The sequence below is a fragment of the Sorangium sp. So ce726 genome (assembly GCF_051521405.1).
Classification (GTDB): Bacteria; Myxococcota_A; Polyangia; order Polyangiales; family Polyangiaceae; genus Sorangium.
The window spans coordinates 4,117,090-4,141,842 of sequence record NZ_CP150349.1; the positions used below are offsets into that span (position 1 = coordinate 4,117,090).

21 protein-coding genes are annotated in these 24,753 nt (G+C 71.5%); 14 read left to right on the forward strand and 7 right to left on the reverse strand.

Annotated features, from left to right (window positions below; translation table 11 throughout):
- The first annotated feature begins 96 nt into the window (after window positions 1–96).
- Window positions 97–1,026, forward strand: coding sequence for a hypothetical protein (locus WME79_RS15465; protein ID WP_437535910.1), 930 nt, complete (start codon window positions 97–99; stop codon window positions 1,024–1,026).
- Between the two features lie 48 nt (window positions 1,027–1,074).
- Here the strand turns inward: WME79_RS15465 and WME79_RS15470 are convergent, their stop codons facing one another.
- Together WME79_RS15470 and WME79_RS15475 are read right to left on the reverse strand one after the other, a co-directional pair.
- Window positions 1,075–1,911, reverse strand: coding sequence for a hypothetical protein (locus tag WME79_RS15470; protein ID WP_437535913.1), 837 nt, complete (start codon window positions 1,909–1,911; stop codon window positions 1,075–1,077).
- Window positions 1,912–1,994: 83 nt separating this feature from the next.
- Window positions 1,995–2,921, reverse strand: coding sequence for a hypothetical protein (locus WME79_RS15475; protein ID WP_437535916.1), 927 nt, complete (start codon window positions 2,919–2,921; stop codon window positions 1,995–1,997).
- A gap of 692 nt (window positions 2,922–3,613) precedes the next feature.
- Here WME79_RS15475 and WME79_RS15480 point away from each other — a divergent pair.
- Window positions 3,614–4,681, forward strand: a complete 1,068-nt coding sequence (locus tag WME79_RS15480; RefSeq protein ID WP_437535919.1) for an IS630 family transposase — start codon at window positions 3,614–3,616, stop codon at window positions 4,679–4,681.
- Window positions 4,682–4,697: 16 nt separating this feature from the next.
- Window positions 4,698–4,994, forward strand: coding sequence for a hypothetical protein (locus tag WME79_RS15485; RefSeq protein ID WP_437524905.1), 297 nt, complete (start codon window positions 4,698–4,700; stop codon window positions 4,992–4,994).
- A gap of 535 nt (window positions 4,995–5,529) precedes the next feature.
- On the opposite strand, the gene WME79_RS15490 is transcribed toward WME79_RS15485, so the two are convergent.
- Complete coding sequence (locus tag WME79_RS15490; protein ID WP_437535922.1) at window positions 5,530–5,682, reverse strand: hypothetical protein; 153 nt, start codon at window positions 5,680–5,682, stop codon at window positions 5,530–5,532.
- A gap of 373 nt (window positions 5,683–6,055) precedes the next feature.
- Here WME79_RS15490 and WME79_RS15495 point away from each other — a divergent pair, with 373 nt between their 5' ends.
- Genes WME79_RS15495 through WME79_RS15505 form a run of 3 tightly spaced genes read left to right on the forward strand, consistent with a single transcriptional unit; the run spans window position 6,056 to window position 8,427 of the window.
- The gene (locus WME79_RS15495; protein ID WP_437535924.1) at window positions 6,056–6,712 is read left to right on the forward strand and encodes a glycine-rich domain-containing protein; all 657 of its coding nucleotides are present in this window, start codon (window positions 6,056–6,058) and stop codon (window positions 6,710–6,712) included.
- Entirely contained in the window at window positions 6,709–7,722 is a 1,014-nt protein-coding gene (locus tag WME79_RS15500; protein ID WP_437535927.1) for a hypothetical protein, read from the forward strand. Before WME79_RS15495 ends, WME79_RS15500 begins: the two co-directional genes overlap by 4 nt.
- A gap of 3 nt (window positions 7,723–7,725) precedes the next feature.
- Window positions 7,726–8,427, forward strand: a complete 702-nt coding sequence (locus tag WME79_RS15505; protein ID WP_437535930.1) for a hypothetical protein — start codon at window positions 7,726–7,728, stop codon at window positions 8,425–8,427.
- 121 nt (window positions 8,428–8,548) lie between these two features.
- Here WME79_RS15505 and WME79_RS15510 read toward each other — a convergent pair whose 3' ends face one another.
- Both WME79_RS15510 and WME79_RS15515 read right to left on the reverse strand, forming a co-directional pair.
- Complete coding sequence (locus WME79_RS15510) at window positions 8,549–9,358, reverse strand: class I SAM-dependent methyltransferase (protein WP_437535933.1); 810 nt, start codon at window positions 9,356–9,358, stop codon at window positions 8,549–8,551.
- A gap of 151 nt (window positions 9,359–9,509) precedes the next feature.
- On the reverse strand, window positions 9,510–9,830 hold the full coding sequence (locus WME79_RS15515) for a hypothetical protein (RefSeq protein ID WP_437535936.1): 321 nt from the start codon (window positions 9,828–9,830) through the stop codon (window positions 9,510–9,512).
- 491 nt (window positions 9,831–10,321) lie between these two features.
- Between WME79_RS15515 and WME79_RS15520 the strand changes: the two genes are divergently transcribed.
- A complete protein-coding gene (locus WME79_RS15520) occupies window positions 10,322–11,821 on the forward strand; it encodes a M14 family metallopeptidase (RefSeq protein ID WP_437535939.1) in 1,500 nt (499 codons plus the stop codon).
- Between the two features lie 19 nt (window positions 11,822–11,840).
- Here the strand turns inward: WME79_RS15520 and WME79_RS15525 are convergent, their stop codons facing one another.
- Complete coding sequence (locus WME79_RS15525; RefSeq protein ID WP_437535942.1) at window positions 11,841–12,704, reverse strand: PAS domain-containing protein; 864 nt, start codon at window positions 12,702–12,704, stop codon at window positions 11,841–11,843.
- 205 nt (window positions 12,705–12,909) lie between these two features.
- Between WME79_RS15525 and WME79_RS15530 the strand changes: the two genes are divergently transcribed.
- The 3 genes from WME79_RS15530 to meaB are packed head-to-tail and all read left to right on the forward strand — an operon-like array spanning window position 12,910 to window position 17,006.
- Window positions 12,910–13,362, forward strand: a complete 453-nt coding sequence (locus tag WME79_RS15530) for a VOC family protein (RefSeq protein ID WP_437535945.1) — start codon at window positions 12,910–12,912, stop codon at window positions 13,360–13,362.
- The gene (gene scpA / locus WME79_RS15535) at window positions 13,355–16,003 is read left to right on the forward strand and encodes a methylmalonyl-CoA mutase (RefSeq protein WP_437535948.1); all 2,649 of its coding nucleotides are present in this window, start codon (window positions 13,355–13,357) and stop codon (window positions 16,001–16,003) included. Before WME79_RS15530 ends, scpA begins: the two co-directional genes overlap by 8 nt.
- Before the next feature lies 1 nt (window position 16,004).
- Window positions 16,005–17,006, forward strand: a complete 1,002-nt coding sequence (gene meaB, locus WME79_RS15540; protein ID WP_437535951.1) for a methylmalonyl Co-A mutase-associated GTPase MeaB — start codon at window positions 16,005–16,007, stop codon at window positions 17,004–17,006.
- An 11-nt stretch (window positions 17,007–17,017) separates the two neighbouring features.
- Here meaB and WME79_RS15545 read toward each other — a convergent pair whose 3' ends face one another.
- On the reverse strand, window positions 17,018–18,505 hold the full coding sequence (locus tag WME79_RS15545; protein ID WP_437535954.1) for an amino acid permease: 1,488 nt from the start codon (window positions 18,503–18,505) through the stop codon (window positions 17,018–17,020).
- 221 nt (window positions 18,506–18,726) lie between these two features.
- Here WME79_RS15545 and WME79_RS15550 point away from each other — a divergent pair, with 221 nt between their 5' ends.
- From WME79_RS15550 to WME79_RS15565, 4 genes are all read left to right on the forward strand, one after another.
- The gene (locus tag WME79_RS15550) at window positions 18,727–19,887 is read left to right on the forward strand and encodes a DTW domain-containing protein (protein ID WP_437535957.1); all 1,161 of its coding nucleotides are present in this window, start codon (window positions 18,727–18,729) and stop codon (window positions 19,885–19,887) included.
- Between the two features lie 281 nt (window positions 19,888–20,168).
- On the forward strand, window positions 20,169–21,146 hold the full coding sequence (locus tag WME79_RS15555) for a macrolide 2'-phosphotransferase (RefSeq protein WP_437535960.1): 978 nt from the start codon (window positions 20,169–20,171) through the stop codon (window positions 21,144–21,146).
- A gap of 208 nt (window positions 21,147–21,354) precedes the next feature.
- The gene (locus WME79_RS15560; protein ID WP_437535963.1) at window positions 21,355–21,639 is read left to right on the forward strand and encodes a hypothetical protein; all 285 of its coding nucleotides are present in this window, start codon (window positions 21,355–21,357) and stop codon (window positions 21,637–21,639) included.
- On the forward strand, window positions 21,636–24,680 hold the full coding sequence (locus tag WME79_RS15565; protein WP_437535966.1) for an ATP-binding protein: 3,045 nt from the start codon (window positions 21,636–21,638) through the stop codon (window positions 24,678–24,680). The genes WME79_RS15560 and WME79_RS15565 overlap by 4 nt, the downstream gene beginning before the upstream one ends.
- Window positions 24,681–24,753: the final 73 nt, after the last annotated feature.

Sequence of the window (24,753 nt, forward strand, 5' to 3'; positions counted from 1 at the left end):
CTCGTCAGTCCAACGGTCATGCGCTTCGGCGAGCAGTTCGTCGTGCTCGAGCGCGGGCTCGGTGTATCGGGGCTCGCGCTCGTGTCGTGGGACGGGGTGGAGGCGCAGGAGCACGGTCCGTGGCGCGTCGACTGCGGCGAGAACACGGGTTGCACGTTCCTCGAGCCCACCGTCATCGCCCCGGAAGCGGGCGGCTTGCAGGTGGTTTTCCCGGCGATCGGACCCGGAGACGAGCCCTTGAAGCGGCCCATCAGCGCAGCCGCTGTCGCTTGGGACGGGGAGGCGAGCGCGCCCACCGCATCCCCGCTCTTCGTCGGAGTCTACGAGGGGCGCACCGGTGTGTATGATCTCGCAACGTCTCGCGACGGTCGCCGCGCGGTCTTCGCGCTGGGCAGCCTGTTCGGAGGCCCGGGGTTCGCCGCCATCGGAGAGGACGGCGTGCTCGTCGGAACGGCTCACGAGCTGGATCTCGGGACCGAATGCCTCGACGTCGTGCCTACCGAAACCGCCGCGGTGGTCAGCTTCACCTCGGGACATAGCAACAGCGAAGTCGTCTGGTTCCTGCGCGAGCTCGACGCATACGGAAACATTGCCTTCGAACGAGACCTGACCCTACCGCTCGGGACCGATCGCGGCTTCACGGGTTGCCCCACGCTCGTCGAAGGTCCCGCTGGCTTCGTCGGACAATGGCGCAGCCTCGAAGGCCAGCGCGTCCTCGTGACCGTGAATCGCGATAGCGAGGAGACGAGCCCGCCCGCCCTCCTCGAGCTTCCCGAAGGTACCCGGGGCGGGCTCATCGGCATCCTGGGTGAGGAGCTCCTGTTTGTCGGCACGCTGGCGGACCAGACCAACGCGATGATGCGCCTCGGCCAGGACGGTCGACCCGGAGGTCCAACCTATCCTCTGCCGAATTGGCCCACCTTGACGGGGAGCACGTTCGAGGTGCTCGGCGTCGAAGGCAGGTCCTGGTACATGACCTACCCGAGCGAAAGCGCTCGCATCATCGAACGGGTCGACTGTCCGTGAGCGAGCGCCAAGCGACGGTTCGGCGCCGGGGCGTCGTCCCGCGAGGGATTAGCTCGGACGGAGTCTGCGGCCGAGCGCCGCGCAGAGCGCCGCGAGCGCAACCGCGACGCCGAACCTGCCGGCTCGGTCGCTTCGCCCAGGCGCGTCGATGGCGCAGTTGATCCCCGAGACCATGCCGCGATCGCGGTCGTTCACGCTGAAACGCGCGTTCTGCTCGGCGTCACAGTCGGTGGCTCCGTCGTACGTGATGACGGCGGTGTCGCCGCGCGACTGCAGGGTGGTCGAGCCGGAGACCGGTTGCCCGGAGCAAACGCCGTCGTCCACCACTTCGTCCACCGTTGTCGCCTCGACGATCCCGGTCGGCGCGAGAAGACCATCGCGTCGAACCGTGCCGCTTCCGTTCCACGTGGTTCGACCGGTGTAGTCGCCCTCGATGGTTCCATCGTATCCGATTGTCGTCACGCCCCCGATCACGAGATCGGCGTGAAACTCGTGGAAGGAGGGGCCCGTCGTGCGGACGACCATGGTGCCGTCCTTGCCGTCGAAGTCCTCGAACGTGAGCGTTCGTTCGCCGCCGTCGCGCGTGACCGTCGCGCGACCGCTCCACTGGCGATCGCCCTCGTCGGTGCAACCTCCGGCGATGGTGAGCGTCGTCCCGTCGTCGCTCGTCATGGGGCACGCTGGGTCCTGGAAGTTCAAGTGCCCGTCGGCGACGGCGATCGGCTCATAGGCGTGAACGTACACGCCGAGGGCGCTCGCGCTCGTCGCCCACACCTGCACGTGCTCTTCGCTCTGGAACGGCGGAACCGGCCCGAGTTCCTTGTCCGAGCCGCAGCCCGCCAGCATCGGCGCGAGGAGGAAGACCCGAGCGAGTTGGCGCTTCATGCGTCGATTCTGCGTTCATTCGCCGCGAGCGCGAGGGGAAAGCGAAGAAGCCTCGCTTGACGTGTGCGCGCGGCTGCTTCGACTCAGTCGGCGCAGCCGATCTCCACGATCTCGCGAACGGCGCCCTTGGGATCGGAGAGATCCAGGAACAGCTTGCCGGGCTCCGCCGGGATGGCTCGCGCCGACGGGACCTCCGGCAGCGGGAACATCTCCGCTTCTCCATCCTTGACTCGAACCAGCGTCCCGTCGTCAAGGTGGCTCACGACCAGAGCGACGTCGCCAAGAGATGCCAGCGCGAGGGGGATCCCCGGCCTCGCCTCCCAGAGCTCTTCGCTCGCGCTTCCGTTATGTCCCACGCGATGCAGGTGCCAGCTGCTGTCCTCTTCGTAGGCCAGGATCGCAATGCCGTCGTCGGTCAGAGCCACCACAGGACACGTGTCCTTCCGGGAGCGGCCGGGATCATAGTCCACGAGAATCTCCCCGGAGGCGGAGAACTCCCAGAGGTGTATGTCCTGCAGGAAGGCGTTGCCGTGCTCCGTTGGAACGTGGCGCCAGCAGGTCCCGAGGCTCTCGGCCACCTGCGCCGCGCCGACGAGGCTCCCGTCCCTCGCGAACGTCGCGAATGCACCCGTGTAGGGGCCGGGCACGATAAGTCCTCGCTCTCCGTCCAGAGAGATGCCAGCCAGGGCCGAGCTTCGCCCCTCATTGTATCGCGTTTTGAGGAGCATGTCCGTGAGCGTGTAGTCCGGGGCATCCTCGGCGATGAACCCCCCGGCATATCCGTCGACGGACCCGGCAACCCAGGTGAGTTGCGGCGACTTCGACATCGCGAAGAGGAAGGTGCCGGGACTGTAGCCCATGGTGGGACCGGCGATCGCGATGGAGTATTTGACCTGCTCTTTGCCGTCATCGCTCACCCAGAGCCAGTCGGTGTGCACGCCGCTGTCGTCGTCCACACTCCAGGGGCCCACGACGAAGGCGCCCATCACCCGTTTCACGAGCGCGGGCATCGCGCGGTGGCTACTGCTGATGTGCCCTCGAGGAGCACCGGGTAGCGGGATACGGCGAATGATCCCGCACGTCCCTGGTGTGAGGTCACCCTCGTCCGACGGGGACCCGGGCGGCGAGTCGTCCCCTGGTGGCGCACCGGCTGTGCCCCCGGTGGTCACCTCCATCGGTCCGTCGGTACTCCCCTGGCCCCCGCCGGATGCTCCGGCGCCGGTGGCTCCGGCGAGCCCGCCGCCCGACGGCGTGGCGTCGCTTGCCGACGAGCTCGACGTTCCTGCGGAGGAGCTCCCTTCATCGCCAGAACCTCCTTCTGCGATGGAGGAGCCCAACCCGTCCTCACCGCAGGAAACCGCGATGAGCGCCAGCGAGCTGAGTAGCCATATCGACGTCCTCATGGATCGCTCCCCTCTCGCCATCGCCCAGAGTCGCTGCTCCCGATGCGGGGCGCTACCAGCGCGGCACGGTCCGAGTAGCCTAGTACAGCGTTCCCGAAGTTCGTACCTGGATCTGCGGTACACCAGGCCAGGCCCTCGCGATGGCTCGCAGCCCGAGCGTGGCGAGCCTACACGCGACGCATTCCGGTCTACGGGGCGGGTTTGCCGGTTCATCCACGATCGCCTGCGCTTTTGAATCCATCAGCACGGGGCAGGTCCCACGCGCGTAAGTGCCCCGAGCTCGCGCAAAAGCCGTTCTGTTGCCCGCGTCGCTGCGCCAGAAGCTGCAGCACGCGGCGCGCTCGCCCAAGACCCCGCAGCGCGATGCGCAGCGTGCCCGGATCGCGCGCTTGGCCGACGAGGGCTGGAGCAACGAGCGGATCCAGCTTGATGTAGGCTGCGACATCAAGACGGTGCGCAAGTGGCGCAACCGGATCGCGGCGTTTGCTGACGAGGCGGTGCTGCAGGACAGGATGCGCAGGGGCCGACCGCCGCGCGTGGCCACCACAGTGCACTACGACCTTATCAAGTTGGCCTGCAGTCGCCCCGATGAGCACAAGGTCCCGTTCGAACAGGTCTGGACTCTGGAGCGGCTGGCGAAGGCCCTGAAGCTCGAGACCAAGGTAGAACTGAGCCGCACCGAGATCTGGCGCGTGCTGCGGGGAGCAAGCCTCCGACCGCATCGCGTCCGGCTGTGGCTACACAGCCCGGACCCGCATTTCCGCCCCAAGGTCGAGGCGATCTGCAAGCTGTATTTGGAGCCTCCCGCAGGCGCCACCGTGCTCTGCGTCGACGAGAAGACGGGCATGCAGGCGCTGAAGCATCGGTTCCCCATGCAGCCGTGCCGTAGCCGAAGAGCCGCGCGCAAGGAGTTCGAGTACCAGCGCCACGGCACGCGCACACTGATCGGGGCCCTCAATATCAAGACGGGCGAGGTGGTGTCGCGCTGCGGACCGACACGCACCGCCGCCGATCTGCTCGCGTTCATGGACGAGGTGGCGGAGCGCTACCCCACGGGCGACGTCTATATCATCTGGGACAATCTCAACATTCACCACGGCGCCAGGTGGAATCAGTTCAACGCGCGGCACGGCGGACGCTTTCACTTCGTCTACACGCCCATCCATGCGTCGTGGGTCAATCAGATCGAGCTGTGGTTCAGCATCCTGAGCCGTCGGGTGCTCAAGCACGCCTCCTTCGCGTCCGCCGAGGAGTTGAGCCGTTGCGTGCTCGCCTTCGTGCGCCACTGGAACAAGCACGAAGCCCGGCCCTTTCGCTGGAAGTTCCGCGGCCAGTGGAGGGCGACCTTGCCGTCCTACGCCGCCTGAGCTTCCGTGCGGTCCGATGTCGAAGCCGTCCGCCTCCCCGGAGCACGCCGCCTCCGTCCGCGCCTACCTCGCAGCCGAGGGAATGTCCCATCTGCGGGCCCGCAAGTACGGGCAGCTCGTGATCATCGAGTCGGGTCCTGAAGCGGGCCCGATAGCCCACGCCAGGCTCCGCCGTGACACTGTCCACCTCTGGACGCTCGAGATCGCAACCCACACCGGTAGGTGGGAGAAGACCGGCTTCCGCGGCCCGTGGCAGGACTTGCTCAAGCTGTTGATGACCGACTTCCCCTGGACGCTCGCGCCGATCGAGTAACTCGCTCCGCGGCGTTGTCCCGCGACGAGCTCGCTCCGTTTCAACGCCCGGCCAGCCCGGCTCGCGGCCGGGTGGCACAGCGCCGATCCAGGGACGAACTTGGGGAACGCTGTACTAGCACGACGTGGCGCGCTGGATCGCGGCTGTTCGGCGCTGCCGAGCTGGATCGAGGGGCGCAAACGATCGGGGTTCGACCGCGTTCGCGAGGACGTTGGATATTTCTCGTCGGAACCCAGCCTCCGGGGCTGATCGAGCCTGCCCAACGTGCGCGTCGACCGTTGCCGCCGCAACGGGGAGCCGCGCCGAACTCGTGCTCCGCGCTGCTCATTGCTGGCACGCCGCTCGAGCGGCCAGCGCGCAACCCGGATCGAGGGCGCATCGCGGAGCGCCACTCTCGCCGACCCATCGCGCGTGCTCAACGCGAAAACGCGAAAGGCCCGCTGCTGCTCATCGCAGCGCGGGCCTCCGCGGTCGTGTCGTCAGGTTCGAGGAGCCGGTCGCCGCGGGCTGCGGTCTTCGGCTCCTCGTCGGCGTCTCAGCAACAGCAGCCGGGCGGGCAGGTGCAAACCGGCGCGGCAAGGCCAGCCTGGAGCTCCGTGGGGACCTCCACCGTCAGGCGCGCAGGGCGCTCCTCGACGGTCTCCTGCTTCGACTCGACCTCGATCTCGACCTTGATCTGCTCGTTCATGGCGATTGCTCCGTAGATGGGTTGGTTATTTCCATTCGGGGACTCGACGTCCCGCGAGGAGGGCTATTGCAGTCGCCGTGCCACGCCGTTTTGGGCCCGGTATCGGCCGCTTTGGCGCGGTATTGGCCGCGCTTGGGCAACCCCTTTCCCAATTGGGGAATCCCGTCTGGCATCGCCCTTCCCGATCGGGTCAGCTCCGGTGCACGCGATAGGGTCCCCGAGCGGCGCTCACCCGCTTCGGAGACGGGCTCAGATCGGCGTTTTCGGCGCGCAGGCGCACGAAAGGGAGCTGAGCACCGAAACCGTCGAGATGGGCCCGTCTCCGAAGCGGGTGAGCGCCGCTCGGCACGAAGATCGCAGGGCGCCAGCGGTGATGGACACGTCAATCATCCCCGAACTGCTCTCCTTCCGTGCGCCGTGGCTCGAGGAGAAGCTCGTCAAGGACCGGATGGCCTCTTCCCGCGACGATGCGGCGCGGCTCTTCGACGAGGTGAAGAAATACATCTTCGTCTGCCGAGCAGACCGGACCCGGCAAGTCCCCATGTTCTCCCGTAGGGTCGACGAGGTCTGGCACCAGTTCGTCCTCTTCACCGAGGAGTACGCGGCGTTCGGCCATCGCTTCTTCGGCGAGTTCGTGCACCACACAGCCAACACCGCCCCTCGCGGCGAGCTCGGCGCGCGCCCCGAGATGACCCTCGCCGAGTATCGCGCCGAGTACGAGGCGCTCTTCGGGCCCCTCTCCGCTGCGTGGAGCGACGAACTCGCCGTGACGCCCGACACACGCCTCATCCGCGTCAAGTTCGGCCGCCCCATCTACGTCCGGGTCGAGGAGGGGAGGGCGGAGCTCGTGTGGTCGCTGGAGCCGCCGCGCGTCCTCGTGCGCATCGACGCGTGGGCGAAGGACGCGCTGCAGTTCATCGTCGACTGCGATCACTTCTATGTCCGCGAGCTCCCCGGCCTCGAGGACGGCGAGCGCGTGGCGCTCTGCCGTCCGCTCGTGAAGGGCGACTACCTCCGGATCGCGCCATGAGGCTCGCCGAGCTCACCGCCCTCTTCGGGCGGCTCGATTTCCCGGCCCCCGAGGGCCATGGCCATCCTCCGCGCGATCATGTCCGCGCGATCGAGGGGGCGGTCCGCGCCGGGCTCTCGGACGACGAGCTCCTGCTCGACCTCTTCGCGCTCGAGATCGAGCGTCGCGACGGCGCGCCGGATCTCGCGCCGTTCCACGTCATCCCCGAGCTCGGCGTGCGCCTCGCGTTCGCGTACTGGCGGCCCGGGCGCGCGGCCGGCGCCCACGAGCACTCGGACTGGACGGTCACGGCGGTCGTCCACAACACGCTCGATGTCGCCACCTTCGACTGGGACGCGACGGCCCGCGCGCGGCGGCTCGTGCCGAAGCGGCTGTTCTCCGCGGAGGCCGGGCGGGTCGGCCACATCTACGGGCCGTGCATCCACGACCCGCGGAACCCGACGGGGAGCTGGTCTATCTCGCTGCACCTGTTCGGCCCTCACGACGGTCCGGTCATCGAGGCGCAGGTGGGCCCCATCGAGGGCTTGACCCCCGCGGCGCCCCAGGCGGCGCCGGACGACGCGCTCTCGGCGGCGCTCCTCGCGTACGAGCGGGAGTGCGTTCGCCGGGCGCAGATCGACGCCCTCGAGCGGCGGGGCCCGCAGGCCGCCGCGCTCCTCGCGCGCCTCCACGCCCGCGGCGACGCGGGGACCCGGCGGCGCGCCGCCCGGGCGCTCGGCCGGACCGAGGCCCTCGGCACGCATGCCGTCCTCGCGCGCCGCTGGCCGGGCGTGGATCTCGACGTGGCGCCCCGCGCGGGCCGCGCCGAGCTCGTCGCGCGGTGCGGCCCGCGCGCCCAGGTCCTGCTCCGCGTCGACGCGTGGGCCGGACCCGCCCTCCACGCGGTGTCGGCCGCCCGGGAGCTCCGCCCCAGCGACATTCCCGGCCTCGCGGAGGCGGAGCAGCTCGCGCTCGCCCGCGCCCTCGTCGACTGGGGGACCTTTCAGCCCTTCGAAGCCCAGGAGAACTGACCCATGCAAACCACGCAAACCACGCAGCCCACGCAGCCCACGCAGCCCACGCAGACAGATGTCGTGACGCCGATCGCGCGCAGGCGGCCTGATCTCTTTGCCTACCGGGCGCCGTTCGTCATCAGCAAGCTGCTCATGAACAAGACCGTGGCCACCGAGCGCGAGGCAGAGGCGCTGTTCCGGGAGCTCGTGCGCTATCTCTGGCTCGTCGACTCCGACCGCACCCGCGCTTACCCGATGTTCTCGCTGCGCGTCGATGAGGCCTGGCACCAGTTCGCCCTCTTCACGATCGAATATGCCGGCTTCTGCCAGCGCTTCTTCGGGCGCTTCCTGCACCATGCGCCGAGCAACGCGCCCGTCACGCACGCCTGCCGCGAGGCGACGTGGGATGAGTTCGCGGCCGCGTACAGCGCCCTGTACGGCGAGCCGCCGCCCGAGCTGTGGAGTGACGCTTCGTCCATCTGCGGCCCTCGCCGCGTGATCCGCGATCGCGAGGTGTCGGTCCGACTGAACGACGGTAAGGCGGAGCTCGTCGATGGCGACGCGGTGCTCGTCCGCGTCGACGCCTGGGGCGAGCCCGCGCTGCGCTTCATCGCCCGGCACGGCATCTTCTACGTGCGCGAGCTGCCCGGGCTCGACCTGGACGACCGGATCGCCCTCTGCCGGGCGCTCGTGGCGTCGCGGACGCTCCGCGTCGCCCCGTAGTCGGTGCAGCCGCCCGCGACGAGCGATGATCTGTTCTTTTTCGCGCCTTTGCGCCTTTGCGCCTTTGCGCCTTTGCGTTGAAATCTCTCCGGATCCGTGGACGGACTCCAGGTGGGCGTCGCTAGCGCGAGCCGACGCCCAGGAGGGCGGTCATCGAGAACTGCTGAGGACCGTCGCCGAACCGCGCCTGCAGCCTGCCGAGGATCGCCTTGCTGAGCGCTTCCCAGCGCTCGTCGCCCAGCTTGTCCCGCAGGAGCACCAGCGGCGCGTTGCTCCGGCTCACGGAGCGCCAGAACTCCTCGGTCGAGGGCGACTCGCGGGAGTGCTCCGCCTCGTGCACCGAGACGTCCCGGAACCCGGCGGCCTCCATCTCGGCGCGGAACTCGCCTGGGTCTCCGAGCGGCGCTTTGCCTTCGCCGAAGGGCAGCCCGGGGAGCTCGGCGCCGATCGCCGAGAAGAGCTCGCCCAGGATGGGCGTCCTGTCCATGGGCACCCAGCTCGCGACGACCGCGCGGCCGCCGGGGCGCAGCACCCGGAGGAGCTCGCGGAAGCCGCGGTCGCGGTCGGGGAAAAAGATCAGCCCGAACATCGAGAAGGCAGCGTCGAAGGAGCCATCCTCGAAGGGCAGCGCCATGCCGTCGCCGACGCGGGCGTCCACCGCGAGCCCCGCGCGCGCGGCGCGCTCGCGCAGCCGCTCGACCATCGCGGGGGCGAAATCGACAGCGGTCACGCGCGCCTCCCCGGCGGCGAGGAGGGACAGGGTGCCCGGCCCGGCGGCCACATCGAGCACGCGGGCGCCCGGGCCGACCCCGGCGAGCCGGAGCGCGTCGGCGGCGTACTTCTCGAAGTGAGGGACGATGTCGGACGTGTAATCGTCGGCGACCAGGTTCCACGCGACGGGGGTGGCGAGGGGGCTCGGGGGCTGGGTCATCGGCAGAGGTGCTATCACGGACGCGTCGAGCGGATCCAGCCGCCGGTGTCCTGGCGCGGCGTACTCGTGGTCGCCGCTCACGCCCCCGGGGCGAGGCGATGACCACGAGTACGCCGCGCCAACGCCATGCCGCGATGAGGTGATGCGGTGATCACCGCGCGACCGCGCTCTCGCGTCGATTCGCCACGCGCGCCTGCGCCAGCGCCTTCGGCACGCCTCTCGGGCCGGCGGGGCTCGCCGCCGCCTCCGACGAGCTCGGATCAGCATCCGAGTCGGCGCTGTGCTCCTCATCCGCCTTGTCGGCGTCAGCCTCGGTCGCGTCGTGACGCGGCAGCACGGTCTTCGCGGTCGACACGAGCAGCACGCTGGTCAGAGCGACGACGCTCGCAGATCCAGCGACGAGCACCGCGATATGCATCATTGTGCGCTGGAGGAGGCTCCCTTCATTCAACTTCCGGAGGATCTTCAACATGGTGCTACCTGCCTCGTTCGCGAGCGCCCGCTCGCTGCCAGCGTCCGTGTGACGACTCCTGTCAATGCGAGCGTCGTGCCAGCTGCCATCCGCTGGAACCAGCGCCTGGATCGAGGGGCTTCTTGCGCCGCTCTGCCAAAGCTGACACGTCCGCCACCTGTACAATGGCTCATCCTGCCAAAATGACAATCCGTTCTTTGAAGCCTTTGGTCGCTGCGTGGACCGCGTGCGGACCGCGCGCGCCGGTGACCGTGGCGAAGGGAAGACATGCGTGTCTGACGCGCCTGCCGAACCTTCCACGCTTTCGGGTCGCATCCTGTCCTGTCGATCTGACCAGCCTGGACGAGGACTCCGGCGCTTCGTCCACCACACCCGCCACACCACCACACGTGCGGGCTCGTCCGGCGGGGCGCGCCGCCGTCGCGCGGTCGTCGCGCGGTCATCGCCGATCGCTGCCCCCTCGTGCGGGCGGCGGGGTAGAGATCGGGCCCATGCTGCTCACCCGCGCCGAAGCCACCGGATTCCGGGAGACCTCCCTGCACGCCGACGTGATGCGGTTCGTCCGCGCGCTCGAAGGCCGCAACGACCCGCGCCTGCACGTGACCACCTTCGGGACCAGCCCGGGCGGGCGGGAGCTGCCGCTGCTCGTGCTGTCCAAGGACGGCGTGCGATCCCCGGACGAGGCCCGCCGCGCCGGGCGCCCCGTGGTGCTGATGCTCGACGGGATCCACCCCGGCGAGGTGGAGGGCAAGGAGGCCAGCCTCGCGCTCGTCCGCGATCTGCTCGACGGCCGCCACCCGGACTGGCTCGACGCGCTCGTGCTCCTCGTCGTTCCGCTGTTCAACGCGGATGGCAACGACGCGCTCGACCCGCGGAACCGCCGCCTCGACCTCAAGAAGCTCACAGGCCAGCCAGGTCCCGTCGTCGGCACCCGCACCCAGAGCCACGGCATCAACCTGAACCGCGACTACCTCCGCCAGGCCGCGCCCGAGATGCGCCTGCTCCAGCAGCGCGTGTGCATCCCCTGGGCGCCCGATCTCACGATCGACAACCACGCGACCAACGGGTCGGTGCACCGGTTCCACATGACGATCGACGTGCCGCACACCATCGAGTCCGGCCGCCACGAGCCGATCGCCATGGTGCGCGACCGCCTGGTCCCCGACGTGATCGCCGCGGTCCGGCGGCGTGGCTTCGAGAGCGGCTGGTACGGCAACTTCGTCGAGGACGAGCGGGTGCTCGACGCGGACGGCGAGGTCGACCCGGCGGCGCCCGTCGGTCTCGGGTGGATGACCTACCCGCACCACCCGCGGTTCGGCTCGAACTACCGCGGGCTCACGGGGCGGCTCGACCTGCTTCTCGAGTGCACCAGCTATCTCCCCTTCGAGGAGCGCGTCCAGACCGCCTCGGCGTGGCAGATCGAGGCCCTCTCCTGGGTCGCCGCCCACGCCGACGCGGTCCGCGAGGTCGTGGCCGCGAGCGCCCGGCCGCCGGAGCGGGTCGCGGTCCGGTACCGCCTCGAGCCGACCGGGACCCCGATCGACATCCTGACGCGCAGCCCGCGGGCGTTCGACGGCGCGCCGGTCACCCTGCGGATCCCGCACCACGCGCGGTTCGTCGGGACCACGGTGGTGGATCGGCCGCGGGCGTACCTCGTGCCGCCGACGATCGCCGAGGCCCTGCGCCGGCACGGGCTCCGCGTCGAGCCGGCCGGGGGCGTCCACGACGTCGAGGTCGCCCGGGTGGCGTCGCTCGGCGCCGAGGGCGGACGGGCCATCCTGGAGGCGGCACGGGTCGGCGAGGTGTCGGTGCGGTGGCGCGAGGAGGCCCGGCGGGCCCCCGAGGGCTGGTCCCGGGTCGATACCGAGCAGCCGCTCGGCGCGATCGCCGTGTACCTGTGCGAGCCGGAAAGCGACGATGGGGCGGTCGAGAATGGCCTGGTGGAGGCGCCCGCCATCGGGGACGAGCACCCGGCGTGGCGGGTCCGGTGAGCCCGGAGGGGTCGGGCGGTCAGGGCTTCTTGGCCGCCATCGCGAACGCGATCCCGTGCGAGAGGTCGCGGCGCGTGACGATGCTGCTCAGCTCCACCTCCAGGCCGACGAGCGCCTGAGCGACCTCGGGCCGGATGCCCGTCAACACCACCTCGACGCCGAGCAGCCGCACCGCCTGGGCGATCTGCGCGAGCGCGCTCGCTGCCCGCATATCGAAGGCGGAGACGCCCGTGAGGTCGACGATGCATATCTGCGCTCCCTTGTCGGCGATCTTGTTGAGGAGCGCCTCCGCCAGCTGGTGCGAGCGGCGCTCGTCCAGCGTGCCGATGAGCGGCAGGACAAGCACCTCGTCGCAGATCGGGATGATCGGCGTCGACGGCTCGCGGAGGGCGGCAGACTGCACGCGCAGCCGATCCTGGAGCTCCTTCTGCCTGGTGATGACCTCGGTGAACATCATGATGCCGCCGATCCCGCCGCGCTCGTCGTGCCACGGGAAGACCTGCCAGCGCACCCAGTCGATGCGCCCGTCGGCCCGCTGGAACAGGTCCTCGTCGTGGCGCTCGCTCGCCCCGGCGAGACAGCGCTGATGGGTATCCTTCCATCGCTGCGGGATCTCGGGGAAGACGTCGTAGTGCGAGAGACCGATGATCTCGCGCGGCGCGAGGCCATAGTCTTCGAGCCAGCGCTTGCTCGTCAGCAGGTAACGCATGTCGCGGTCGAACAGCGCGACCGCCGCCGGCATGTAACTCGTCAGCAGTCGCACGTAGTCTTCGAGCCGGTTCACCCCCGCGTCGCGACGGATCCTGTCCTTCTCGAGCTCGCTCACGCGCAGGCGCAGCCGCTCGAGTTCCGCGACGAGCCCCTCGTGATCCCGTCCCTGCATGTCGCACGCTCCCCCCTGTGTTGCCCGGGCGCGCTCGCGCTCTCGCACGTCGTCGCGAGTCTATAACAACGCCGGCCCACGCCCGCAGCCCGTCGCGCGGCTCTTGCCGCCGCCCCGCTTCGCGGCGCAAGCTGCGCGCATGGCGCCCCCCTCGACACGGCCGGCCCCTGCAGCCCCGACCGGCCTCCCGACCCCACGAGAGCCCATGAAGGACCAGATTCCCGGGTTTCTGTTCATCGATCACATCGCCATGGCGGTGCCCGCTGGGCAGCTCGACGCGCAGGTGAAGGCGTACGAGATGCTCGGCTTCCGCGAGGTGCACCGGGAAGAGGTGCGGGGCACGGATCAGGTGCGCGAGGTGATGCTCCGCATCGGCGACAGCGACAACCACGTCCAGCTCCTCGAGCCGCTCTCTCCCGAGTCTCCCGTCCAGAAGCTCATCGAGAAGAACGGCGGTCGCGGGGGCTTCGCCCACGTCGCCTACCGGGTCAGCGACGTCCAGGCCGCCTTCGACGAGCTCAAGGCGCGCGGCTTCCGCATCATCGACGCGGCGCCGCGGCCGGGCTCCCGGGGCACGACGATCTTCTTCGTGCACCCCCGATCGCGCGACGACGCGCCGTTCGGACACCTCATCGAGGTCGTTCAGTCCCATGGATGACAGGCTCTTCGCCGATTTCGCGCCGGTCGCGCTCGCGACGTGGAAGCAGGCGCTCCACCGGGATCTCAAGGGCAAGACCGCGGACGACCTCTCGTGGGCGAGCGCCGAGGGGCTCCTCGTGCCGCCGATCTTCGCGCCGGACAGCCCCTCGCTCCCGCCGGCCACGGGTGGCCCGCTCGTGGCGTCGCTGGTCGCCGAGCTCCGGAGCGGCGCGCCGGAGCTGCGCTTCACGATGGGATGCAGCTATTTCCTGGAGATCGCCCGCCTCTGCGCCGCGCGCCTCCTGGCCGAGCGCCTGCGGGCGGGCGCCACGATCACCGCCGTCATCCCGTCCGCCGCGGTCCCTGGCGACGAGGAGCACAAGAACCTCCTCCGCGGCATCGTCGGGATGATGGCGGCCATCGCGGGCGGCGCGGACGACATCGTCGTCACGCCGCCCGAGCGCCTGCTCGGCAACGCCCGGGTCATCCTCCGCGAGGAGGCCCGCTTCGACGCCGGAGACAGCCCTGCAGCCGGCTCCTGGTACATCGAGCAGCTCGCGCGGAGCCTCGCGCGCGCAGCGATGCGGGAGCTCGGCGACACAAGGGAGATCCCGGAGCCTGGCGCGGCCCCATCGGACGTCGCGTCGCTCGAGCACCTCGGCTTCTCCGCCGGCGCGCCGCCGTTCCTGCGCGGGCCGTATACCAGCATGTACGTGGTCCGCCCGTGGACCGTCCGCCAGTACGCCGGGTACTCCACGGCCGCGGAGTCGAACGCGTTCTACCGGCGCAACCTGGCCGCCGGGCAGACCGGGCTCTCGGTCGCCTTCGACCTCGCGACCCACCGCGGCTACGACTCGGATCACCCGCGCGTTGTCGGCGATGTGGGGAAGGCCGGTGTGGCCATCGACACCGTCGAGGACATGAAGATCCTCTTCGACCAGATACCGCTCGATACGATGAGCGTGTCGATGACCATGAACGGCGCCGTGCTCCCCATCATGGCGTTCTACATCGTCGCCGCCGAGGAGCAGGGCGTGCGCCCCGAGCTGCTCTCCGGGACCATCCAGAACGACATCCTCAAGGAGTTCATGGTCCGGAACACCTATATCTACCCTCCGGCGCCGTCGATGAGGATCGTCGCCGACATCTTCCGTTACACCGCCGAGAAGACGCCCAGGTTCAACTCGATCAGCATCAGCGGCTATCACATGCAGGAGGCCGGCGCGACCGCCGAGCTGGAGCTCGCGTACACGCTCGCCGACGGCCTCGAGTACCTGCGCACCGGGATCTCGTCGGGCATGGATATCGACGATTTTGCCGGGCGGTTCTCGTTCTTCTTCGGCATCGGCATGGACCATTTCACCGAGATCGCCAAGCTGCGGGCGGCGCGGCTCCTGTGGGCGAAGATCGTGAAGGGGTTCCACCCGAAGAACCCGAAGACCATGGCGCTGCGGACTCACTGCCAGACGTCGGGCTGGAGCCTCACCGAGCAGGACCCGTTCAACAACGTCACGCGGACGGCCATCGAGGCGCTCGCGGCCGTGCTCGGCGGCACGCAGTCGCTGCACACAAACGCGTTGGATGAAGCGCTGGCGCTCCCCTCGGACTTCTCGGCGAAGGTCGCGCGCGACACCCAGCTCCTCTTGCAGCGGGAGACCGAACTCTGCCGGGTCATCGACCCGTGGGGCGGCTCCTACCACGTCGAGCGCCTGACAGACCGGCTCGCGCGGAGAGCGTGGCAGTTCATCCAGGAGGTGGAGTCCCTGGGCGGCATGGTCAAGGCCATCGAGAACGGCCTGCCCAAGCTGCGTATCGAGGAGGCGGCGGCCCGCAAGCAAGCCCGGATCGACGCGGGCCGCGACATCATCGTCGGGGTCAACGCGTACAGGCTGGAGAGAGAGGCGCCGATCGAGCTCCGCGAGGTGGACAACACCGCGGTTCGCGAAAACCAGCTCGCGCGGCTGCGCCAGGTGAAGGCCTCCCGCGCCGAGGCGGCTGTTGGTGAGTCGCTGGCCGCGCTCACCCGCTCTGCCGAGGCGGGCGAGGGGAACCTGCTGGCGCTCGCCGTCGACGCCGCGCGCCGCCGCGCGACGCTCGGCGAGATCTCCGACGCGCTCGAGCGCGTCTTCGGCCGCTACGAGGCGCCGGTGCGCACGGTGAGCGGCGTGTACGGCGCGGAGATCCGCGATGCGGGCGCTGGTCGCGAGGTGGAGGCGCTCGTCCGCGAGTTCGCGGCCCTCGAGGGCCGGCGCCCGCGCATCCTGGTCGCCAAGATGGGTCAAGACGGGCACGACAGGGGGATGAAGGTCATCGCCACGGCCTTTGCGGATCTCGGGTTTGACGTCGATATCGGTCCGCTCTTCCAGACCCCGGACGAGGTGGCCCGCCACGCCGTCGAGAACGACGTGCATGTGGTCGGGGTTTCCTCGCTCGCCGGCGGCCACAAGACCCTGGTGCCCCGGCTGATCGAGGCGCTCGGGGAGGCCGGCCGCGGGGACATCCTCGTGGTGGCGGGCGGCGTGATCCCGCCGCAGGACTACCGGTATCTGGAGGAGCGCGGCGTCGCGGGGATCTTCGGGCCCGGGACGGTCATTCCCGAGGCCGCGGCGCGGATCGTCCGGACGCTCCTTGGGAGCCTGTCGTCGCAGGAGGCGCGCTAGGTTGAAGTCGAGCCCGAGGCAGCTCGTCGACGGTCTCCTCGCGGGCGACCGGGCGGCGCTCGCGCGCGCGATCACGCTGGCCGAGAGCTCGCTCCCCCGCCACCAGGAGCTCGCCGAGGAGGTCCTGGAGCGCTGCCTGCCGCACGCCGGCGGCGCCACGCGCCTCGGCATCACCGGCGTGCCCGGGGTCGGCAAGAGCACGTTCGTCGACGCCCTCGGCGTTCACCTCGTGCGTGACTGGGGGGAGACGGTGGCCGTGCTCGCGGTCGACCCGAGCAGCCCTGTCCACGGCGGGAGCATCCTCGGCGACAAGACCCGGATGCCACGGCTGGCGAGCGACCCGCGGGCCTTCATCCGCCCCTCGCCGTCGGGCGGCTCGCTCGGCGGCGTGGCGCGGGCCACGCGCCAGGCCATCGCGCTCTGCGAGGCGGCCGGATACCGCAACATCCTTGTCGAGACGGTCGGTGTCGGGCAATCCGAGGTCGCCGTCGCCGACATGACGGATTGCTTCCTGCTCCTCATGCTGCCTGGGGCCGGCGACGAGCTGCAAGGCGTGAAGCGGGGCATCATGGAGCTTGTCGATCTCGTGATCATCAACAAGGCCGACGGCGGGAACGTCGACAGGGCCGCGCGAGCGCGCCGCGATTACGAGAGCGCCTTGCACCTGTTCCCGCCGGCGCCTCACGGCTGGGCCCCCGTCGTTGGCGTCTGCTCGGCCCAGGAGGGCCGCGGTGTCCGCGAAGCGTGGGAGATCGTGCTGCGCCACCGCGCGCACATGCAGGCCAGCGGCTGGCTCCTGCGCCGCCGCGCGGCGCAGGCGCGCCGCTGGCTGTTCGAGCTCATCGAGGGGCACCTGCGGGAGGCGTTCCTGCGCAGCGCCGGCGTGCGAGAGCGCCTGTCTGGCGTGGAGGCGCTCGTCGAGGCGGGATCGCTCAGCCCGCTTCGCGCCGCGCGGCAGCTGCTGGAGGCCTGGGACCCGGCCAGCAAGGGCCGAACGCGGTGAGCGCCGCGGCGTCACTGGCTCGCCATGAGCGCGCTGTGCTTGCGGCTGTAGCCGAAGTAGATCGCGAGCCCGAGGAGGAGCCAGGCGCCGAGACGGAGCCAGTTCTCGGTGGGCAGCGAGAACATGAGGATGAGACAGATCACGATCCCGAGGATCGGAGTGAGCGGATAGAGCGGCACCCGGAAGGGGCGCGGCGCGTCCGGCGCCGTCCGGCGCATGATCAGGACCGCCGCGCATACGAACACGAACGCAAGGAGCGTCCCGATGTTGACGAGCTCCGCGAGGATCCGCAGCGGGAGGAGCGCCGAGAGGGCAGCGACCACAAACCCGGTGAGGAGGGTGGACTTCCACGGCGTCTTGAAGACCGGGTGCACCGAGCCGAAGAAGCCTCTGGGCAGGAGCCCGTCGCGGGCGATGGCGAGCAGCACGCGCGGCTGGCTGAGCATGAGCACGAGCAGCACGGAGGTGATTCCGGCGACCGCCCCGAGGGAGATGATGAACTGCGCCCACGGGAGGCCGACGCGCGCGAAGGCGTCGGAGACCGGCGCGTCGATGTTCAGCTCGGCGTAGGGCACCATGCCGGTCAGGATCGCCGCGACGGCGACGTACAGGGTGGTGCAGATGACGAGCGAGGCCACGATGCCGATGGGGAGATCGCGCTGCGGATGCTTCGCCTCCTCTGCGTGCGCCGAGACAGCATCGAACCCGATGTAGGCGAAGAAGATGGTCGCGGCGCCGGCGAGCATCCCGAGCGGCTCTCCCCCCTTGCCGGTCTCGCCGAATATCGTGTGACCGAAGAGGCTGAGCCCCCCGAGCCCGAACGGCGCGAACGGCCGCCAGTTGGCCGGGGTGACGTAGAACGCGCCGACCACGATGACGAGGAGCACGACGACGAGCTTGAGCGCGACCATCACGGCGGCGATGGTCGCGCTCTCGCGGATACCCTTGAGCAGGACCACCGTGACCGCAGCCGTCACGAGCATGGCCGGGAGATCGAGGATCGCCCCTGTGGACACCAGCGCGCCGAGCGCCGGATCGTAGTCGAACGGCGCGCTCCTGAGCTCTCTTGGCACCTCTACCCCGAAGATCCCGATCAAGTCCTGGACATAGTGGGACCACCCGTGCGCCACGGCGGCGGCGCCGACGGCGTACTCCAGGACGAGATCCCACCCGATGATCCACGCCGGCAGTTCGCCGAGCGTCGCGTACGCATACGTATAGGCCGAGCCCGCGACCGGCACCATCGCCGCGAACTCCGCGTAACAGAGGGCCGCGAACACGCAGGCCATCCCCGCGACCACGAAGGACAGCATCAGCGAAGGACCTGCCTTGTCGTGCGCGGCCTGACCGGTGAGTACGAAAATGCCTGTCCCCATGATGGCGCCGATCCCGAGGCTCGTCAGCTGCAGCGGCCCAAGGGCGCGCCGGAGGCGGTGCTCCCCCTCTAGCTCCTTTTTCAGGACCGATATCGGCTTGCGGACGAGTAGCCGGCTCCCCATGGCGTTCGGTGCGCAGGCTCTGCGGCCCGGCCCGCGGCACGTCAAGCCGGAGATTCGTTCGCGGGAGGACATGCGGTGGTTCGATGTCGCGCCGTGCACGATCAGCCACGCGGTCAACGCCTTTGCTGAGCACGGTCGTGCCGAGCCTGGCGCTCCTGGGCTGTGGCGCTGGCGACGACGATCGCGGCAGCGGCGGTGACGCGGTACAAGGGGGGCCTCCCATGCGCGACGTCTGCTGGCGCTGCCGGCGCCCCCGTCCGGTCTGCTATTGCGCCCTCCTGCCCTCCTTGCCGACGAGGACCCGGGTCGTGCTCCTCCAGCACCCGCGCGAGCGGAAGGTTGGCATCGGCACAGCGCGCATGACCCACCTCGCGCTGCCCAACTCCGAGCTGCACGAGGGGGTGGTCTTCGAGGACGACGCCCGGATCGCCGCCCTCGCGAGCGATCCGACCACGGCCGTGCTCTTTCCCGGGGGCGACGCGCAGCCGGCGGGCGGGGCGCCGGTGCGCTCGCTCATCGTGGTCGACGGCACGTGGTGGCAGGCGAAGAAGATGCTCGCCCTGAACCCGCGCCTGGCCTCGGTGCGGCGCATCGGCGTGACGCCCCGCGCGCCGGGCAACTACCGCATCCGCAAGGAGCCCCGGCCCGAGTGCCTCGCCACGGTCGAGGCGGTGGCCAGCGCGCTGGCCGCGCTCGAGGGCGAGCCTGCGCGCTTCGACGAGATGCTGCGGGCCTTCACGTTCATGGTCGACCGGCAGATCGAGCACCAGGAGAGGAGCAAGGCCCCGCGACGGCGGCGCGCGCAGGCGGCCTCGCCGCTCGCGCCGCTGCGCCCCTACCTCGCCGAGCCGGCGAGGGTGGTGCTCGTCGACGGCGGGGCCAGCTCCGGCTGGCCGGCGGGCGCCGGCGAGGCCGAGCCGACGTCCGAGCTCGTGCACCTCGTGGCCTGCCGCGCGTCGGGCGAGCGCTTCGAGGCGTTCCTGCGCCCGCGGCGGCCGCTGGGCCCGAGCGTCGCGCACCAGATCGAGGTGCCCGAGCGCCGCCTGCTCGACGGCGAGGACGCGAGCACGGCCCTGGCCCGGTTCCGCGCGTTCGTCGGCCAGGGCGGGGTGCTGGGCGCCTGGGGCACCTTCACCCTGGACCTGCTCGCGCAGGAGGGCCTCGGGCGCCCGCCCTCCCTCGACCTGCGCGACCTCTGCGCGCGGCACCTGCGCCGGCGGCCCGGCGGCATCGCCCACGGTGCGCGGGCGCTCCTGGCCGGGGAGCCCGCGGCGCACGGCAGCGGGCGCGCCGGGCGCACGGTGGGGTGGCTCGAGGTCGTCCTCGCGCGCCTCCTCGACCTCGCGGGCGAAGACGACGTTGCCGCGCGGGGCGCCGCATGAGATTCTCCGTCCGTGCATTCCATCCGGTTCCGCTGAGTCCGGCATCCTCGTCCTCCCCGTAGTCCCCGGCGCCGCCGGGGGCACGCGGCGAGCGCGCGGGTGCCTGTCCGTGCCCTGTCTTCCTCCGAGTTCGCTCGAAACGTGGAAGACCGGGGCGCGTCGACTCACGCCCTGGAGCCTGGATGGATCACGCCACGCGCATCGGTCGTGAGCTCGCGCCGCGAGTCTTCCCCCCTTCACGCGCGCCGCCCTGCCGGCGGCGCGCCCAGAGGCTCGCGATCATGACCGAACGCCAAGACACCTCCACCGGTTCTCCCACCGCTTCTTCCTCTTCCTCCTTCGCGCCGATCGAGTCCGTCGGCGCGCTCCTCGAGGCAGCGCGCCGCGAGGGGCTCCAGCTCGTCACGAACCACGCCGACCTGGACCAGACCGGGCTCGACTTCCTCGTCGTGCACGCCCACGACGAGGACGGCGTGCCGTGGGTCGTGCGCACGCCGCGCCGGCCCGCTGTGGTCGCGTCGGCCCGCGTGGAGGCGCGCGTGCTGGCCCTCGTGCGCAGGCACCTGCCGGTCGCCGTGCCCGATTGGCGCGTGCACACCGATCAGGTGATCGCGTATCCGCGGCTCGTCGACGTACCCGCGGTGACCGTCGATCCCGAGGCGGGCGTGCGCTGGAACCGCGTCGACCCGGCGGCGCCCTCGGCGGCGTTCATCGCCTCCTTCGCGGAGGCCCTGGCCGCGCTGCAGCGCATCGATGCGGCGGAGGTCGAGGCGGCGCGCGTCCCCGTGAAGCCGATCGACGACGCGCGCCAGGCCCTGGCGCGCGCCATGGACGAGACGCGCGCGGTGCTGGCGCCGCCGGACGTCCTGTGGGCGCGCTGGCAGCGCTGGCTCGCGAACGACGCCATCTGGCCGCGCCACCTCGCCCTCGTGCACGGCGACCTGCACCCCGGGCACATGCTCGTCGACGAGGGCGGCCGGCTCACCGGGATCCTCGACTGGACCGAGGCCCACCTCGGCGAGCCCTCGAGCGACTTCGCGCTCTTCGCCGGCGCCTTCGGCAAGGGGGTGCTCGACGCGCTCATCGCGCGCTTCGAGGCGGCCGGCGGCGCCACGTGGCCCGGCCTTGCGGCCCACGCCGCCGAGCGCTGGGCGGCGTGGCCCGCGCTGGCAGCGAAGTGGGGCGTCGACTCGGGCAACGAAGGCGTCATCGAGCACGCGCGCAGCCTCCTCCCCGGGCTCGCGATCGAGAGCGGTTGACCAGAGGCGCCCCCAGGGCACGGCCGGGCGCGCACAGGACCGCGGCGCCCGGCCGCATCGCGCCTTGATCGTCCGAGGAGACCTCGGCGCGGCTCGCGCGCGCTGTCCGGCGTTGTTCCGCGCGCCGCCGCGCCGCCGCGCCGCGATGATGCGCTGCGTTGTGCTGCGGCGCGTATTCAGCCGCTGCGGCCCTGAGTAGCCTCTCCGCATGACCGGAGGACACGGCGCGGATGCCGGCGCGGCGGATCGCGCGCTCGTGCTCATGCTGCTGGGCACGGTGCTGCTCGTGTCACCGGCGCGGCTGCTCTGGGCCCGAGGCCTGCTTGCGGTGGCCGCGGTCTTCGCGGTCTGGGCCGCGCTGATCGCGCTCGCCGTGCTCGCGGCGCGCGGCGACCGCGGTGACCGCGGCGACCCACCAGGCGGCGATCTCGCCCGCGGCGAGCGCGAGCGCGGCGACCCGGCCCCCGGCGCCGGTGATCGAGGCCCGCCGTGATCGACGTCGGCGTCCTCCTCTTCGCCACGGTGGCCTGGCTCGCCGTGCTCGCCGCGATCGCGCTCGCGGCGCAGCGCGAGCGGATCCCCCGCGCGATCGCGCGTCACCCCCTCGTCCTCGCCCTCTCGCTCGGCGTCTACGCCTCGTCGTGGACCTACTACGGCGGCGTCGGCTTCGCGCAGCGCCACGGCCTCGTCTTCCTCGCGGTCTACCTCGGCCCGACGCTCGCGTGCATCGCCACCCCGCTCCTCTGGTCGCGCGTCCTGCGGATCACGCGCGAGCAGCGCCTCTCCTCGCTCGCCGACCTCTTCGCCTTCCGCTTCCAGAGCCCCGCGGCGGGGGCGGTCGTCGCCGCCTTCTCCGTCGTCGCCAGCGTGCCCTACGTCGCGCAGCAGTTCCGCGCGACCGAGCAGTCGGTCCGCGTGCTCTCCGGGCCCGGGCACGAGGAGGCCGTGGGCGCCGTCTTCTGGGCGCTGCTCACGCTCTTCACGGCGTTCTTCGGCGCCCGCCCGGCCGCCGAGCAGGGGCGGGAGGACGGCCTCGCGGCGGCGGTCGCGTTCGAGTCGGCGGCGAAGCTCGCCGTGCTCGCGGCCGTGGGCCTCGTCGCCGTGCTCGGGGTCTTCGGCGGGGCGGGCGGGCTCGCGGGCTGGCTGGGCGAGCACGCCGCCGAGGTCGAGGCGCTCGGCCGCCCCGTGCGCGAGGACAGCGGCTGGACGTCGATGCTCGTCATCAGCTTCGCCGCCGCCTTCCTGCTGCCGAGGCAGTGGCACATGGCGTTCGCGAGCGGCGCCGGCGACCGCGCGCTCGCCAAGGCGGCCTGGGCCTTCCCGCTCTTCCTCCTCGCGCTCAACCTGCCCGTCCTGCCCGTCCTCTGGGCCGGGACCCGCCTCGCGCCGGCCGAGCCCGCCGACAGCTACGTGCTGCTCGTGCCGCAGCTGCTCGGCCAGGGCTGGCTCGCGCTCGCCGCGTTCATCGGCGGCATCTCCGCGGCGAGCGCCATGGTCATGGTCACGGCCGTCGCCCTCGCGAGCGCCAGCGCCACGCACCTGCTCCTGCCGCTCGCCCGGAGGACGCTGCGCCGCAACGTCTACGCGCGCGTGCTGTGGCTCCGCCGCGGGCTCCTGATCGTCATGCTCGCCGGCGGGTGGCTCTTCCACCGCGCGCAGCCGCACCGCGGGCTGCTCGTCGAGAGCGGCATCGTGTCGTTCGTCGCCTTCGCGCAGTTCCTGCCGGGGCTGCTCGCCGCGCTCTTCTGGGAGCGCGCGACGCGCGCCGGGTTCCTCGCCGGGCTCCTCGCCGGCATCGGCACCTGGACCGCCACCTGCCTCGCGCCCTTCCTGCCCGAGCTGTCCGGGCTCGATCCAGGGTGGGCCGATCTCCTGCGCGAGGGCGCGGGCCAGGCCGACCCCACGGCGTACGCGGCGGCCATGGACACCTGGTCGCTGCCCACGTTCGTGTCGCTCGCCGTCAACGGCGCCACGCTCGGGCTCGTCTCGCTCCTGCGCCCCCCGGCCGAGGAGGAGCGCGAGGCGGCGCGCCTGTGCACGCGCCGCGAGATCGGCCCGTCGGTCGAGCGCGCGACCGTGGCCTCGAGCGTGAGCGCGCTGGAGGAGCGGCTCGCGCGGCTGCTCGGCCGCGAGGCGGCCGCGCTCGAGGTCACGCGCGCCCGGATCGAGCTCGACATCCCGCGCGACGAGACGCGGCCCACGGAGCTCCACGCGCTGCAGGAGCGCCTGCACCGCAACCTGTCGCCGCTCGTCGGCCCGGTGCTCGCGAGGACCGTCGCGGAGGCGGACGCGCAGGCCGCCCCCGCGGCGTTCGGTGGCAGAGCGGCGAGCGGCGCGCTCACCGAGGAGCTCCGGTGGCTGGAGCGGCGCCTCGCGCGCGGGGAGGCCACGACGACGTTCGTCGGCGCCGCGAAGGAGCTCGACCTCCTGCGGCGCTGGCTCCGCTCGGTGCTCGCGCAGCTCCCCCTCGGCGTCTGCGCGGTGGGCTCCGACGGCGCCATCAGCCTCGTGAACCGCCGCCTCGAGGCGCTCGTCGGCGCCGAGGAGCGCGACCTCGTCGGGGCGCCGCTCGACCGGCTGCCGGCCCCGTTCGCGGAGCTGTTCGCGCGCGCCGCCCGCGCCGCCTCCGCGGGCGAGGCCGGCGCGGACGAGATCGAGGCGCACGTGGCCGGGCGCGCGCGCTCGCTGCGCGTCCACCGCGCCGCGCTCGACCCGCTCGACGCGCGCGCCGCCTCGGGGGGCGTGGTCCTCCTCGTGGAGGATCGCACCGAGCAGCGCGCGCTCGAGGCGCAGCTCGCCCACCGCGACCGCCTCGCCCAGCTCGGCCGCCTCGCCGCCGGCGTGGCCCACGAGGTGGGCAACCCGCTCACCGGCATCGCCTGCCTCGCGCAGAACCTCCGCGCCGAGTCCGACAGCGACGAGATCCGCGCGCGGGCGGGCCTCATCCTGGGCGAGGCGGCGCGCATCGAGGCCATCCTGCGCTCCCTGCTCGACCACAGCCGCACCGGCGCCGTGCCGAAGCCCGGCGAGGGCGCGCGCGCGCGGGTCGGGCGCGTGGCGCTCGCCGAGGTGGTCGCCGAGGCCGTGCGGCTCATCCGGCTCGACCGCGCGGCGCCCCACGTCCGGGTGGATCAAGCCTGCCCCGAGTCGCTCGTCGTCATCGGCGACCGGCGCGAGCTCGTCCAGGTCTTCGTCAACCTGCTCGCGAACGCCCGCGACGCGTCCGAGGCCGGCGCGCTCATCGCCGTTCGAGGGTGGATCGAGGCGGGTCAGATCGTGGTCGAGGTCGAGGACCACGGCAGCGGCATCCCCGAGGAGCTCCTCGCCGCGGTGCTGGAGCCGTTCGTGACGACGAAGCGCGACCCGAGCGGCACGGGGCTCGGCTTGCCGCTCTCGCGCTCGATCGTCGAGGATCACGGCGGGACCCTCACGCTGCGGAGCGCGGTGGGGCGGGGGACGACGGTCGTCGTCCGGCTGCCGCTCGCGGGCGCGGGCGCGGGCGAGGCGCGGCGCAGGCCCGAAGCGGAGCCCTGAGCCGGCCCCCGCGTGTCGAGGCCGGGGTCGTCCTCAGGGCGGCACGCGGCCGACTGCGCGCTGCGCGCACCGC

Bases quoted from the DNA above. Each gene is read 5' to 3' on its own strand.
- WME79_RS15490 (WP_437535922.1), bottom strand. From the start codon at position 5,682: ATGAACGAGCAGATCAAGGTCGAGATCGAGGTCGAGTCGAAGCAGGAG.
- WME79_RS15495 (WP_437535924.1), top strand. From the start codon at position 6,056: ATGGACACGTCAATCATCCCCGAACTGCTCTCCTTCCGTGCGCCGTGG.
- WME79_RS15545 (WP_437535954.1), bottom strand. From the start codon at position 18,505: ATGGGGAGCCGGCTACTCGTCCGCAAGCCGATATCGGTCCTGAAAAAG.
- WME79_RS15550 (WP_437535957.1), top strand. From the start codon at position 18,727: ATGCGCGACGTCTGCTGGCGCTGCCGGCGCCCCCGTCCGGTCTGCTAT.
- WME79_RS15510 (WP_437535933.1), bottom strand. From the start codon at position 9,358: ATGACCCAGCCCCCGAGCCCCCTCGCCACCCCCGTCGCGTGGAACCTG.
- WME79_RS15515 (WP_437535936.1), bottom strand. From the start codon at position 9,830: ATGTTGAAGATCCTCCGGAAGTTGAATGAAGGGAGCCTCCTCCAGCGC.
- WME79_RS15505 (WP_437535930.1), top strand. From the start codon at position 7,726: ATGCAAACCACGCAAACCACGCAGCCCACGCAGCCCACGCAGCCCACG.
- scpA (WP_437535948.1), top strand. From the start codon at position 13,355: ATGGATGACAGGCTCTTCGCCGATTTCGCGCCGGTCGCGCTCGCGACG.
- WME79_RS15520 (WP_437535939.1), top strand. From the start codon at position 10,322: ATGCTGCTCACCCGCGCCGAAGCCACCGGATTCCGGGAGACCTCCCTG.
- WME79_RS15530 (WP_437535945.1), top strand. From the start codon at position 12,910: ATGAAGGACCAGATTCCCGGGTTTCTGTTCATCGATCACATCGCCATG.
- WME79_RS15475 (WP_437535916.1), bottom strand. From the start codon at position 2,921: ATGCCCGCGCTCGTGAAACGGGTGATGGGCGCCTTCGTCGTGGGCCCC.
- WME79_RS15485 (WP_437524905.1), top strand. From the start codon at position 4,698: ATGTCGAAGCCGTCCGCCTCCCCGGAGCACGCCGCCTCCGTCCGCGCC.
- WME79_RS15500 (WP_437535927.1), top strand. From the start codon at position 6,709: ATGAGGCTCGCCGAGCTCACCGCCCTCTTCGGGCGGCTCGATTTCCCG.
- WME79_RS15555 (WP_437535960.1), top strand. From the start codon at position 20,169: ATGACCGAACGCCAAGACACCTCCACCGGTTCTCCCACCGCTTCTTCC.
- WME79_RS15470 (WP_437535913.1), bottom strand. From the start codon at position 1,911: ATGAAGCGCCAACTCGCTCGGGTCTTCCTCCTCGCGCCGATGCTGGCG.
- WME79_RS15560 (WP_437535963.1), top strand. From the start codon at position 21,355: ATGACCGGAGGACACGGCGCGGATGCCGGCGCGGCGGATCGCGCGCTC.
- WME79_RS15525 (WP_437535942.1), bottom strand. From the start codon at position 12,704: ATGCAGGGACGGGATCACGAGGGGCTCGTCGCGGAACTCGAGCGGCTG.